Source organism: Escherichia sp. E2562 (genome assembly GCF_005781075.1).
Lineage (GTDB): Bacteria > Pseudomonadota > Gammaproteobacteria > Enterobacterales > Enterobacteriaceae > Escherichia.
Genome location: NZ_VATM01000004.1, coordinates 389,944 through 403,923, shown reverse-complemented (window position 1 = coordinate 403,923; position 13,980 = coordinate 389,944). Strand labels below are relative to the sequence as shown.

At 55.3% G+C, this 13,980-nt stretch carries 8 protein-coding genes and 1 pseudogene; 3 read left to right on the top strand and 6 right to left on the bottom strand.

The annotated features are described in order from the left end of the window. Positions 1-29: 29 nt before the first annotated feature. From kdpE to kdpF, 6 genes are read right to left on the bottom strand one after another with little or no spacing between them, the layout of a single operon-like run. Complete coding sequence (gene kdpE / locus FEK43_RS08840) at positions 30-707, bottom strand: two-component system response regulator KdpE (protein ID WP_130209834.1); 678 nt, start codon at positions 705-707, stop codon at positions 30-32. Continuing rightward, positions 704-3,388, bottom strand: a complete 2,685-nt coding sequence (kdpD, locus tag FEK43_RS08835) for a two-component system sensor histidine kinase KdpD (protein ID WP_135406203.1) — start codon at positions 3,386-3,388, stop codon at positions 704-706. Before kdpD ends, kdpE begins: the two co-directional genes overlap by 4 nt. Further along, positions 3,381-3,953, bottom strand: a complete 573-nt coding sequence (gene kdpC / locus FEK43_RS08830) for a K(+)-transporting ATPase subunit C (RefSeq protein ID WP_135406204.1) — start codon at positions 3,951-3,953, stop codon at positions 3,381-3,383. The genes kdpD and kdpC overlap by 8 nt, the downstream gene beginning before the upstream one ends. Positions 3,954-3,961: 8 nt before the next feature. Beyond that, the gene (kdpB, locus tag FEK43_RS08825) at positions 3,962-6,010 is read right to left on the bottom strand and encodes a potassium-transporting ATPase subunit KdpB (protein ID WP_135406205.1); all 2,049 of its coding nucleotides are present in this window, start codon (positions 6,008-6,010) and stop codon (positions 3,962-3,964) included. A 22-nt stretch (positions 6,011-6,032) separates the two neighbouring features. Further along, a complete protein-coding gene (gene kdpA, locus FEK43_RS08820) occupies positions 6,033-7,706 on the bottom strand; it encodes a potassium-transporting ATPase subunit KdpA (protein WP_135406206.1) in 1,674 nt (557 codons plus the stop codon). Then, the gene (gene kdpF / locus FEK43_RS08815) at positions 7,706-7,795 is read right to left on the bottom strand and encodes a K(+)-transporting ATPase subunit F (RefSeq protein ID WP_001365534.1); all 90 of its coding nucleotides are present in this window, start codon (positions 7,793-7,795) and stop codon (positions 7,706-7,708) included. Before kdpF ends, kdpA begins: the two co-directional genes overlap by 1 nt. A gap of 312 nt (positions 7,796-8,107) precedes the next feature. On the opposite strand from kdpF, the gene FEK43_RS08810 reads away from it, so the two are divergent. The 3 genes and pseudogenes from FEK43_RS08810 to FEK43_RS08800 all read left to right on the top strand — a co-directional run bounded on the left by FEK43_RS08810 (position 8,108) and on the right by FEK43_RS08800 (position 13,979). Beyond that, entirely contained in the window at positions 8,108-8,314 is a 207-nt protein-coding gene (locus FEK43_RS08810) for a YbfA family protein (RefSeq protein ID WP_000424924.1), read from the top strand. 811 nt (positions 8,315-9,125) lie between these two features. After that, positions 9,126-9,326 (top strand): annotated as a pseudogene (locus FEK43_RS08805) (DcrB-related protein); the annotation flags it as partial. 18 nt (positions 9,327-9,344) lie between these two features. Then, positions 9,345-13,979: an RHS repeat-associated core domain-containing protein gene (locus FEK43_RS08800; RefSeq protein WP_138158508.1), complete on the top strand. Its 4,635-nt coding sequence runs from the start codon at positions 9,345-9,347 to the stop codon at positions 13,977-13,979. The last annotated feature ends 1 nt before the right edge of the window (position 13,980 follow it).

Below are 13,980 nucleotides of genomic sequence, written 5' to 3'. Positions count from 1 at the left end.
CGTTTACGCCGCATCCGGAAATTCAGCCCCTAAAGCATAAACCGATACCCAATCCCGGTTTCAGTAATGAAATGGCGGGGGCGAGCGGGATCCTGTTCCAGTTTTTGTCGCAGATGCCCCATATAAATACGCAAATAGTGGCTGTGTTCGACCGCGTTTGGTCCCCACACCTGGTTGAGTAACTGGCGCTGGGTGAGCACTTTTCCGGCATTGTTGAGCAGCACGGCCAGCAGACGGAACTCAATAGGCGTGAGATGTACTTCTTCCTCACCACGGTGAATCACGCGGGCGGCTAAATCGACGGTAACATCGGAAAATTTCACCACTGGCTCGGGCGCGGTGGTAGCTGAGTGGCGGCGTAACGCGACGCGCAGACGGGCCTGCAATTCGCCAATGCCAAACGGCTTACTCAGATAATCATCCGCTCCGGCATCCAGCGCGGCGATTTTGTCGCTCTCTTCGCTACGTGCGGAAAGCACAATCACCGGCACCGCGCTCCACTGGCGCAGGTCGCGGATAAACTCAATTCCATCGCCATCGGGCAGGCCGAGATCGAGAATAATCAAATCTGGCTTACGAGTCGCCGCTTCCAGCAGCCCCCGTTGCAGCGTTTCGGCTTCAAAGACGCGCATACCGTCGCCCTCCAGCGCCGTGCGTAGAAAGCGACGAATAGCCTGTTCATCTTCAACAATCAGAACGTTTGTCACATATCCTCATGAAATTCTTCAAGTTCAGGGGCAGTTTGCTGGGGAAGTGTAACACGAAAACAAGCACCACCTTCCGGTCGGTTGAACGCGGTAATGGTGCCGCCGTGTACATCCACAATCGCCCGACAAATTGCCAGTCCAAGCCCTACACCTGGTACCGCCGACTCTTTATTCCCGCGAGCAAACTTATCGAAAATCGTCTGCTCCTGGCCTGGTGGAAGACCGGGGCCGTTATCCCAGACATCCAGTTGTAGATTTTCGCCCTCAACGTGGGCATCAATACCAATTTCGGCTTGCGCACCCGCGTATTTCACCGCGTTCTCCAGCAGATTAATCAGCACCCGTTCAAAGAGTGGCCCGTCAACGTGGATTAAGGTCAGCGGTTCTGGCAGAGAAAGATTGATGGGCGACGATAAACCTGGTTCCAGCATTTGCAGCGCACTGCCGACCACTTCTTCCAGCGTTAACCACTCTTTCTTCAAATTAAAGCCGCCGGACTGAATTCGCGCCATATCCAGTAGATTATTCACCAGTCGGGTAGTGTTCAGCACATGCTGACGAATCTCGCTAGCCTGGCGGGCGTGGGGCGATCCTTCGCTTGCCAGATCGAGCGTTAAGATTTCAGCCTGACCAAACAGCACCGTAAGCGGAGTGCGTAAATCATGCGAAAGCGCCGCCAGCAGGGCGTTGCGGATCTGTTCACGTTCGCTTGCCATCCGCGCCTGTTCTTCGCTGGCGGTCAGCGTCAGCCGCTCAAGGGCATTGGCGACTAACAACGTAAATGTCTCCAGCAGGCGCTGTTGTTCCGGGATCATCAACTGGCGCAGATTCCCCGGTTCCACCACCACCAGTCCGTAGGTTTTCTCGCCGCTTTTTAGCGGCAAAATCTGGTACGGTACGCCGGGTAAAGTGTCAGTACCTGCGCCCGCGGGCAGGCCCTTATCAAAGCTCCATTGCGCGATGGCATCGTCCCACGGCGTCATTCCTTGCGGATGTGTTAACGGCTGCAATTTACCGTTGTCATCGGGCAACAACACCTGACTGCGGGCATGAAACGTGGAGGCAATAAATTGTTCGCTGGTGGCGGCGATGTCCTGCGGACTGCGGCCCACAGCCAGAGCTTTGGACATTTCATATAAGTGCCGTGTGCGTTGCTCGCGGTAACGGGCTACCCGCGCCTGATAACGCACGCCAGCAGTAAGGTTCCCGATCACCAGCCCAACGGTTAACATCACCGCGAAGGTCAGCAGATATTGCACATCAGAGACGGCGAGCGTGCCGCGTGGGGCGATAAAAAAGAGATCGAAACTCACCACATTAATGACGGTGGCAACCACCGAAGGCCAGCGTCCATAAAATAGCGCCACCACCACCACGCCAAGCAGATACAGCATCACCAGGTTGGCGGCATCAAACGTCATCAGCCACTGCATGGCAATTAAGGTGATAACGGCGCATAACGCGGCGGCAACCACGCATCCCTGAATCTGTACCCGCCACTTGTCTTTAAAAGAGCGGCTATCCGGCGCGTTGTTAATCGTGCGGGCGGGTGGCTCATCAAGTGCGACCAGAACCTGATCGAGATCGGGGGCGATGCGCGCCAGTCGGTCAGCAAACGTTTCCCGACGCCACCAGCGGCGCGAGGCCGGGCGACCGAGAATAATCTTGCCGAGATTATGTTCACGGGCATAACGCACTACCGCTTTTTCTTCCGCTGGATCAGAGAGTGTTGCCGTCTCTGCGCCCAGCTCCTGCGCCAGACGTAAGGCGCTGAGAATTGCCCGACGTTTTTTCTCCGGTAAGCGGTGCAGGGCAGGGGTTTCAACATACACCGCGTGCCAGACGCTTCCCAGCCGTGACGCCAGCCGCGCCGCCGCGCGGACCAGTTTTTCGCTGCCGGTGTTATGCCCGATGCATAAAAGGATCGCGTCGCGCGTGTGCCAGACTTTCTCTTCGCCAGGATGCCCCCGCCAGGCGCGCATTTGTTCATCTACGCGATCGGCAGTACGGCGCAGTGCCAGCTCGCGCAGGGCGATTAGATTGCCTTTGCGGAAAAAATGTTCAATGGCGCGCTCCGCCTGCCCGGCAATATAGACTTTGCCTTCTTTCAGCCGCTGGCGCAGATCGTCCGGGGGCAAGTCCACCAGAACCACGTCGTCGGCGGCATCGAAAAAAGGATCGGGCACGGTTTCCCGTACCTGAATTCCGGTGCCGCCGCTGACCACATCGTTCAGGCTTTCCAGATGCTGAACGTTGACGGTAGTGAAAACATCAATGCCCGCTTCCAGCAGCTCTTCAATATCCTGCCAGCGTTTAGGATGACGGGAACCTGGCGCATTACTGTGCGCCAGTTCGTCCATTAAGATCAGCGCCGGACGGCGGGCGAGGGCGGCATCGAGATCAAACTCGCTGATATGCCGCCCACGGTACGCCTGGCGTTTTAACGGCAGAACAGCCAGCCCTTCCAGCATTGCGGCGGTATCTTTCCGCCCGTGGGTTTCTACCACGCCAACCACAATATCCAGCCCTTGCGCCCGCAGTCGCTGGGCTTCTGCCAGCATCGCCCAGGTCTTCCCAACGCCAGCACAGGCACCGAAGAAAACTTTCAGCTTCCCCCGATGCGGCGCGGCAGTTCGTTCCAGCAGACGATCGGGGTCGGGACGTAAGGGTTCGTTATTCATCAAGCTTATCCAGTGCCAGATTGAGTTCGACAATGTTGACGACCGGCTGGCCGATATATTTCACCAGCGGTTGTTGGCTGTATTTTGCGATCAGCTGAGTGAGCTGTTCAACGCTGAGATTACGCGCTTTCGCGATACGTGGGATCTGCCAGGCCGCCGCTTGCGGGGTGATGTTATTGTCCAGCACGCTTGCCGACGCCGTCACCAGTTCAACCGGAACGTTCGTGCTGGCATCCGGGTTAGCGGCCCGTAATGCAGCAACGCGTGTGGCTATCTGTTTATCCAGCTCCGGGTTACTGACTGCCAGATTGCTCCCGCCAGAAGCCTGTGGATTATAGGGCATTTCTGCCGTTGCCGACGGGCGACCCTGAAAATAGCCGTTGCCGGTAAAATTCTGCCCGATTAATGCCGAACCGCGTACCGTATCACCTTCACGGATCAACGAACCGTTGGCCTGCCAGGGAAACCACCATTGCCCCAGCGCGGTGGTCAGCAGCGGGTAAACGCCGCCAGTAATCAATAACAGAAAGATAAATGTCGATAATCCCGGACGTAATCCACGCATGGTAAACCTCACACCAGACCGCAAACGGTCAGCAGTAAATCAATGACTTTGATACCAATAAACGGCACCAGCAGCCCACCCAGACCGTAAATCCATAAGTTACGGCGCAACATGGCAGAAGCGGTAAGCGGTTTATAACTCACGCCTTTTAACGCCAGGGGAATCAAAAAGACGATAATCAAGGCGTTGAAAATGACCGCACTGAGAATGGCGGAGTCGGGCGAATGCAGGCGCATGATATTCAGCGCATTTAACTGCGGATACGTTGCCGCGAACGCCGCCGGAATAATGGCGAAGTATTTCGCCACATCGTTGGCAATGCTGAAGGTGGTCAGCGAGCCACGGGTCATCAGCATCTGTTTGCCAATATGCACCACCTCGATCAACTTGGTCGGGTTAGAGTCGAGATCCACCATATTGCCCGCTTCTTTCGCCGCCTGGGTGCCGGAGTTCATCGCCACCGCGACATCTGCCTGCGCCAGCGCCGGAGCATCGTTGGTGCCGTCGCCGGTCATCGCCACCAAACGGCCTTCCGCCTGATACTGACGGATCAATGCCAGCTTGGCCTCCGGTGTCGCTTCGGCGAGAAAATCATCGACACCCGCTTCCGCAGCTATCGCGGCGGCAGTCAGACGGTTATCGCCGGTAATCATCACCGTTTTAATGCCCATTTTGCGCAGTTGGGCGAAGCGCTCTTTAATACCGCCTTTGACGATATCTTTCAGCGCAATAACGCCCAGCACACGAGAACCTTCCACCACCACCAGCGGCGTGGCTCCCTGACGCGCAACCTGATCGACTTTTTGATCAACATCGGCAGGGAAGTGACCGCCGTTAGCCTCAACATGGCGGCGAATGGCATCGACAGAACCTTTACGGATCATGCGGTTGTCGATGTTGATCCCGCTCATCCGGCTTTGCGCAGTAAACGGTACAAAGGTGGCATGGAGCGACTGCACATCGCGCTCGCGCAGGTTAAAACGCTGCTTGGCGAGGATCACAATGCTGCGGCCTTCCGGCGTTTCATCAGCCAGCGAAGCCAGTTGTGCGGCGTCAGCCAGCGTTTTTTCATCCACGCCCTGCGCGGGGATAAACTCCGACGCCTGACGGTTACCGAGTGTGATGGTGCCGGTTTTATCCAGCAGCAGGACGTCAACGTCACCTGCCGCTTCAACTGCACGTCCGCTGGTGGCAATCACATTCGCGCCCAGCATCCGGCTCATCCCGGCGACGCCGATCGCCGACAGCAGGCCGCCAATAGTCGTTGGGATCAGACAAACCAGCAGCGCCACCAGTACCGTAACACTGACTGCATTACCGCCCCACGCGGAAAACGGCCACAGCGTGGCGGTTGCCAGTAAAAAGACGATAGTCAGGGCAATCAGCAGAATGGTCAGGGCAATCTCGTTCGGCGTTTTACGTCGCTGTGCGCCTTCCACCATCGCGATCATCCGATCCAGAAACGTCTCGCCGGGGTTAACGCTGCACTCAATCACCAGCCAGTCAGAAAGAATACGCGTGCCGCCGGTGACGGAGGCAAAATCACCGCCAGATTCACGGATCACCGGTGCCGATTCCCCGGTGATGGCGCTTTCATCGACCGATGCGCCCCCTTCAATGACTTCACCATCGCAGGGGATAATATCGCCTGCTTCTACTAGCACGATATCGCCTTTACGCAGTTGATCGGCGGGAACTTTGTCCGCCGCAGCGCCATATTTCGGCTCACGCAGCTTGCGGGCAAAGGCAGTTTTTTTCACCCCTTTCAGACTGTTGGCCTGCGCTTTACTGCGGCCTTCAGCCAGCGCCTCGGCGAAATTAGCGAACAGTACGGTGACCCACAGCCAGCCGCTAATTGCCGCGCTAAACAGCGCATTGCCAGGCATCGCGCCGCTTGCCATCGCGATGCTAATACAGGTGGTCAGCAAACTGCCGATCCAGACGATAAACATCACCGGATTGCGCCATTGCCCCTGCGGGTTTAATTTTTTCACCGCTTCTTTCAGCGCCTGAACGACAAGTGTTGGTTCGAATAGCGCCAGTTGTTTACGACTCATATTCAGTGCTCACTCAATATCATCAGGAGAGATATTCCGCCACCGGACCAAGCGCCAGGGCAGGGATAAAGGTCAGTGCGCCAACCAGCAACACGGTGCCGATTAATAGTCCAACAAACAGCGGGCCGTGCGTTGGCAGCGTGCCGGAGCTGGCGGGTTGGCTCTTTTTACTCACCAGTGAACCGGCAATTGCCATCACCGGGATAATCACCCCGAAGCGACCGACAAACATGCACAACGCCAGCAAACAGTTCCAGAACGGAGAGTTGGCGCTTAATCCGGCAAAGGCGCTGCCGTTGTTGTTAGCGGCGGATGACACGGCGTACAGCACTTCGCTAAAACCATGCGGGCCAGGGTTGAGCATGGCGCTACGTCCGGCGTCGGTTATCATTGCCAGCGCCGCGCCCATCAGCACCAGCGTCGGGGTGACCAGAATCGCCAGCGCGGTCAATTTCATCTCGCGTACATCGATTTTTTTACCCAGATATTCCGGTGTACGACCAATCATCAGCCCGGCAATAAACACCGCCAGCAGGACAAACAGCATCATGCCGTAAAGGCCAGAACCGACACCGCCGAATACCACTTCACCAATTTGCATCAACCACATCGGCACCATGCCACCGAGAGCGGTAAACGAATCATGCATCGCAATCACCGCGCCACAGGAAGCCGCCGTAGTCACGACCGCAAACAGGCTACTGACCAGCACGCCGAAACGGCTCTCTTTACCTTCCATATTGATGCTGCTGTCCGCGCCCAGTGCCAGCAGATGCGGATTACCCTGAACTTCTGCCCACATCACCACGCCTACGCAGATAACAAAAATCACCGACATCGCCCACAGCAACATGCGCCCCTGACGGCGATCGCCCGCCACTTCACCAAAGGCAAAGCACAGCGCTGTTGGGATCAAGAAGATCGCCAGCATCTGCACGAAGTTGGTCAGTGCGGTTGGGTTTTCAAACGGATGCGACGAGTTGGCATTAAAGAAGCCACCGCCGTTAGTACCGAGCATCTTGATCGCTTCCTGAGAAGCCACCGGACCCATTGGTAACAGCTGTTGCGCTCCTTCAATGGTCGTCACGGCCTGATAAGGCTGAAAGTTTTGCAACGCACCTTGTTGAATAAAAAACAGTGCGATCAACAACGCCACAGGGGCTAACACCCATAACGTGATGCGTAGCAGATCGACCCAGGCATTCCCGAGTGTGCTCATGCTCTGGCGGGTAAACGCGCGGATAAGGGCAAAAATCACCGCAATCCCGCTGGCGGCAGAAAGAAAGTTTTGCACCGTTAAGCCCGCCATCTGGCTGAAATAGCTCAACGTGGTTTCACCGCTATAAGATTGCCAGTTGGTGTTAGTGACAAAGCTGACGGCGGTATTCAGCGCCAGATCCCACGACAGCCCCGGCAACTGTTGTGGATTAAGTGGCAGATAGTGCTGGCCGAGCAATATAAAAAACAGCACCGCCAGCCCCAGCATGTTCAGGCCGAGAATGGCAGAGAGATATTGCTTCCAGTTCATCTCACGGTCAGAGACGCCAAGTACACGAAAGAGTACGCGTTCAACGCCCGCTGTACCGGGAAGAGGAATATCATTAATCAGCCGCGCCAGCCCGCTGCCTAAAGGGCGCGCCAGCACCATTAACACCAGTAAAAATGTGGCGATCAGTAAGAACCCTTGCGCAGCCATCAGAACGCCTCCGCATTGATCAGGGCATAAACCAGATAACCCAGTAATAAAAACACCAGCAACACGCCGGCTATCACGCCTGCACTCACAGTGCACCTCCAGTGGCCTAAAAGTGATACCGGAAGGGTAGAATTCTGGCTGCAAAGATTTCGCAAAAATCTGCGGACGGGGTGTAAAAAAAGTATAAAAATGGCAAAAGCCATGACTTAACTAATGATTAGTATTAATTTAACTTTTATGTAACTTAATTACATGGTGAATGTAAATAAACCATCAATAAGCAAAAATAAGTGGTCGGATGAGTAGCAAAATTACACAAAAGGCGGTACTATTTTCATCAGATAAACAAATTCATTTTTCCGGTGCCATTCACCGGGTAGATACAAAAGGGGGAGAAAAGTATGGAACTCTACAGAGAATATCCTGCATGGCTTATCTTTTTACGCCGTACTTATGCGGTTGCAGCGGGCGTTCTGGCGCTGCCTTTCATGCTTTTCTGGAAAGACCGCGCCCGCTTTTACAGCTACCTGCATCGCGTCTGGTCGAAAACCAGCGATAAACCGGTGTGGATGGATCAGGCCGAAAAGGCAACCGGCGATTTTTATTGATTGCCTGCGCGCTTAAGCCAGCCTCGTATCAGGGGGCTGGTTTAGGTGTTTTACATCAACGTCTTCCATGATAATTAACATGGAAGACGTTTCCATCGTGTTATTCGTTTCATCACTGTTTTAGCCTCAAGTTTCGATAGTATCCTTTCAAAGGACAACCCAGGATGCGGTCACCTTCATTGTCGCTCTAAGCGACTAGAACATCAGAAATCTCCAGTTAGGTTGCATACTTCCTTACACACTTTCCTGAAACTTCAGGGTAAGGTGATAAAGTCGCCATCCCTTTTTCTAATTCCAGCATCTAAATAAATTCCGAATTTTGCTATTAGTATCGCTACCGCAATAAAAACAGATAGTAAAGAGAGTAATATATACTTTAGTGATATGTTAAGAATAATTGATTGTTAACATATCTAATGGGATAAGATATGTTGCTGTTAATGAAAATATTCAAGATTTATTGTTGATAATTATAATACATCCGATATCTCAGCCCTTTCTATGCAAGATGCAATTTTATAAGCTGTCCATTTTTTATATGGAGGCGGTAGCGTGGATGTTACTCTTAATTTTATTGGTATGGTGAATATGTTGGAATTGTTAAATACATAGCTATGTATCCGTTCTGGGCGTTGTAAATATTGGTGATCGCTTAATATTATTAGTGATTATGGCTGGAAAGATAAAGTGTGCTGTAAAGCGGTGATGGGTATTACGTTCATGATTAAAAAAACAGAACCTGTCAATAAATAATTCATTTATTAAAACGGACTATTTCCATTATGACGGAATATTATCTCAATGAGACTGTTTGGAGATACAGAGCCAGTTTCTCCGGGGTAACGAGCATGTGTACCAGTGTCAGGTGGCATTTGTATTGCCGGGTGAGCGGGTCATGATGGCCTTCACCTACGCCAGAACCACACCGCTGACCCCGGCAGATATGACGCGCTGGGCTGAAATTAAAAAGAATCTGCGCTTCAGGATACGGCAGGAAGCCAGGACGAATTAATCACACAGGGAACGGGACATGGAAGATGCATTCTGGGCGGCAAGACAGGGTGATGCCCTGCTGCATACGTCGTTTATGGCAGATGTGCTGGGGGCGGTGCTGGAGGTGGCCGCAAATGTCGTTATTGATGCCCTCATTGTCGGCGCAACCTCGTTACTGGCGGCGTCAGTGGGGGTCACGATGGGATGCACGGCCGTTGTGCTGACCGGTTTTGTGGTGGGTGTGGCGATGGTGTACACCGGCGCCACAGAAACGGTCAGCGAAGCCTGTTCAGACCTCGCAAATATGCTTTTCCCTCCTCAGACTGAAGGTTACATCCTCACCGGCTCTGGCGACACATGGATCAACAGCAAACCTGCCGCGCGGGCAGCGGCGACTGCGGCATCGCGGCAGGACATTGAGGCGCAGGAAGCACAGGCGAAGGCGGAACAGGAAGAAGCGCAGCGTCAGGAGGATGCCAGAACGTTCCGGGATGTGGCCGGGGAATATCTGGAAATGGCGGGGGCAATAGCCCTGGCGGTTAACCCGGTAACAGGGCCTGTGCTGATGTCCCGTGCGCTGCACGACCAGCTCAGTACGGAAGAAGGGCGTTCTGAAATGGTGGATGGCGTGACACATTTTGTTTCGGAACTGTGGCAGCCCACCGTGGCCAGTGCGGCTCCTGGCTCCACCCCGACCCCTGACGATAAAATCGACTGTCATAAACATCCCTCCTCACTGACTCAGTTACTCGCACAAAAAAAAGCCGCCTTTCTGGATGACCCTCTGGGAACGGCACTTAACCTGTTAAATCCGGTCGGTATGCTGGAAACCGCCTTTCAGGGAGTGAATGCGGTTACTGGTAGTATCAGTAATCTGTTCAAAGGTGATGACGAACCGCCCGCGGCGGAATATATCGCGGAAGGCGCGCGGGATGTGCGTATCAACAGCCAGCCGGCGGCACGCAGCGGGGCACGCTGCACCTGCGAGGCCAGGGTGGTGAATGAGCCGGGGGACGGGGCGTTTGTGTCACCGGATGTCCGTATTGGCGGTCCGTTACTGGTGGTCAGGGATATCAGAAGCGGCAAGTCGCAGATAACCCTGGTGGCAACCGTGGCGCTGATGTTACTTCGCCCGGGCAAAATGCTTTCTAAAATCGCCTGTTTTGCTGCCAGTATCGGAATGAGCATTCTGACGCAGAAGGCCACCACAGCCCTTCCGCATCCGGTCAATGCCGCCACCGGGGCCAAATACCTGGCCGATGACGATGACTTCGACTTCAGCCTGCCGGGCCACTTTCCGCTGGACTGGCAGCGCGTGTACAGCAGTCGTGACGAACGCACAGAAGGGATGTTTGGTCAGGGCTGGAGTGTGATGTATGAAGTCAGCCTCGTGCGCACACCGGGTAACGTGGACGAAAACTGCATGACCTTTGTGTCGGGCATGGGGCGACGCCTGGATATGGAAGCCGTACTGCCGGGGGGCGGGTTTTACAGCCCCGGCGAAGGACTGGCAATACGGCGTGGTGAGCAGGGGCACTGGCTTATCAGCAGCGATGACGGACAGTTTTTTCTGTTTGAGGCCGACCCGCATCACCCGCAGCGCCAGCGGCTGAAAATGCTGGGCGACCGTAACAGCAACTGTCTGAATCTGTACTACGACGACCGGGGACGCATCACTGAAATCAGCGGCGAACAGCAGCGTCCGTGCATCCGTCTGTATTACGAACTGGCGGCGCATCCCCGGCGGGTGACACAGATTTATCAGCATTTCCCTGAGGCTGCTCCTTTACTGCTGCGTCGTTACAGCTATGACGGGGCCGGCCACCTGAACGGCGTGTACGACAGCACGGGGCACCTGCTGCGTGAGTTTGCTTACGACGAAAACCACTGCATGACGCTGCACCGCCAGCCTGGCGGCGAAGGATATTATTACCAGTGGGGCTGGTATGAAGGGCCGGATGATGCAGGCTGGCGCGTGACGGGCCACCATACTGACAGTGGCGCACAATACCGTCTGGACTGGCGGATGGCTGAACGTGTGGTATGCGTGACAGACGGGATGGGCCGTACCCGCTTTCATCAGTGGGATGCACAGAATCAGGTGACGGCGTACCAGGACGAAGCCGGGCAGGTGATGACGTTCCGCTGGAGCGACGAAGAACGACTGTTGCTGGGGATGACCGACGCTCAGGGCGGCAAATGGCGCTATGTGTATGACCGCCTGGGGCATATCACGGAGACGCACGACCCGCTCGGGCGGGTGACACAGACACAGTGGCACCCGGTGTGGCACGAACCGGAAACGGAAGTGGATGCAGCGGGGAACAGCTGGCGCTGTGAGTATGATGAACGCGGCAATCTTCTTGCCGTGACCGACCCGCTGCAACAGAACACCCGGTATCAGTATGACCGCCACGGCCAGGTGGTACAGATAACCGATGCCCGTGGGGGGAATAAATACCTTCAGTGGAACGAAGACGGGCAGCTCATGCGACATACGGACTGTTCCGGCTCGCAGACGGCCTGGTTCTACGACGAACGCACGCGGCTGATACGGATGACTGACGCGCAGAGCCACAGCACGCGCTACGGGTATGACGACAGCGGTCACTTGGTGGAGGTGATACTGGCGGACGGCCGCACGGTGAATTACCAGTCGGACGCGGCGGGCAGGCTGGTGAAGTACACCAGCCCGATGGGGAGGATAACGCGCTGGCAACGCGACGGGCAGGGCCGGGTGCGCAGCCGGACGGACGCGACGGGACGCAGGACGGCGTTCGGGTACGACGCGTACGGGCGGCTGACCCGGCTGACAAACGAGAACGGAGAAAGCTATCAGTTCCGCCACGATGTGCTGGACCGTCTGGCGGAGCAGATAAACCCGGACGGTTGCCGCCAGGCGTACCGTTACAACGCGCTGAACGCGGTCACGGAAGTGGTGTTCACCGGGGACAGGGGCGGTGAAATCCGCCACCGGCTGGCGCGGGATGCGGTGGGCCGGCTCACGGCAAAGGAGACAGCCGACAGCCGTACGGAATACGTCTGTGATGCGGCAGACCAGCTACTGGAAATCCGCCGCCGGCGGTCGGATGCCGGGGAAACGGACGCACCGGAGATTATCCGTTTCAGTTACGACAGACTGGGGCGGATGCTGACTGAGGAGACGGCACAGGGCGTCTTAACCCATCAGTACGATGAACTCAGCAACCGGACTGCCACCACCTTTCCGGACGGCAGAACACAGCGCCATCTGTACTACGGGAGCGGACATCTCCAGCAGATAAATCTGGACCGGGAGGTCATCAGCGAGTTCACACGTGACGCCCTGCACCGGGAGGTGCTCAGAAGTCAGGGGCGACTGAGCACGCGGCAGCTTTACGACCCCACCGGGCGGCTGAAGCGCAGGGAGACATACAGCGGGATGCGCGGGGTGGTAACGGAGACGTTCACGGATCGGCAGTACAGCTACAGCGGCGAGGATGAACTGCTGAAGACGCGGCACAGCCGGCGGGGGGAAACGGATTACTTCTATGACACCACGGGACGCATCACGGCGTGTCGTTCGGAGGATGAGGGGTATCTGGCGAGCTGGCAGTACGACGCGGCGGGAAACCTGCTGGGGAGGCGCGCGGGGGAAAGGGCCACGGCAGAAAACAGCGTGGTGCCGTTCAACCGGCTGATGTCTTACCGTGGTGTGCATTACCGTTACGATGAATATGGTCGTGCGGTGGAAAAGCAGGGCCGGAGCGGAACGCAGAGTTACCGTTATGATGCGGAACACCGGATGGTGGAAGTAACGACAGTGCGGGGAACGTACCGGTATGTGTACGATGCGCTGGGGAGGCGGACGGAAAAACAGCACATCAGCCCTGACGGTAAACCGTATAACCGGACAAAATTTTTATGGGACGGGATGCGACTGGCGCAGGAGAGCAGGCCGGAGGGAACAGGCAGCCTGTATATCTACAGGGACCAGGGGAGTTATGAACCGCTGGCGCGGGTGGATAAGGCGGGGAAAGAGGGACCGAACCGGATACTGTATTTTCACACGGATGTGAACGGCGCGCCGGAAGAGATGACGGACAGTGACGGGAAAATCGTGTGGGAGACGGGGTATCAGGTCTGGGGTAACACAATACAGGAGAAGGACCACGGCAGGGTGGAACAGAACCTGCGTTACCAGGGACAGTACCTCGACAGGGAAACGGGGCTGCACTACAATCTGCACAGGTACTATGATCCGGATGTCGGGCGGTTCATAGTTACGGATCCGATAGGCTTAAGGGGCGGTTTAAACCTCTATGCTTATGCGCCTAATCCGTTGAAATATATTGATCCACTCGGATTAAAAAAAGAGCTCTGTAATGGAACTACTCGTGTGCGGCATTATACTAATCGTAAAGGTTCAAATGCGATTGCTGAAAGTGGGATAATTAAGGCGCATGATAACGGTCGTGTATATTTGGAACCTGCGAATAAAAAACCACTCAGTCAAGTAGACATAGAGGCGAAATATCAAATAGGTCGTGGGAAAGGTAGAGATTATGTGGAAACGGATGTACCTAACGAGCAATTAGAGTGGGTAACAAACCCTCGATACCATATAGATGAATTGACTGTGAAAGGTGATATTATTCTTTCTGATAATGCAAAAATAACTCGGCGTAAATAAT

Bases quoted from the DNA above. Each gene is read 5' to 3' on its own strand.
- kdpD (WP_135406203.1), bottom strand. From the start codon at position 3,388: ATGAATAACGAACCCTTACGTCCCGACCCCGATCGTCTGCTGGAACGA.
- kdpC (WP_135406204.1), bottom strand. From the start codon at position 3,953: ATGCGTGGATTACGTCCGGGATTATCGACATTTATCTTTCTGTTATTG.
- kdpB (WP_135406205.1), bottom strand. From the start codon at position 6,010: ATGAGTCGTAAACAACTGGCGCTATTCGAACCAACACTTGTCGTTCAG.
- kdpA (WP_135406206.1), bottom strand. From the start codon at position 7,706: ATGGCTGCGCAAGGGTTCTTACTGATCGCCACATTTTTACTGGTGTTA.
- FEK43_RS08810 (WP_000424924.1), top strand. From the start codon at position 8,108: ATGGAACTCTACAGAGAATATCCTGCATGGCTTATCTTTTTACGCCGT.
- FEK43_RS08800 (WP_138158508.1), top strand. From the start codon at position 9,345: ATGGAAGATGCATTCTGGGCGGCAAGACAGGGTGATGCCCTGCTGCAT.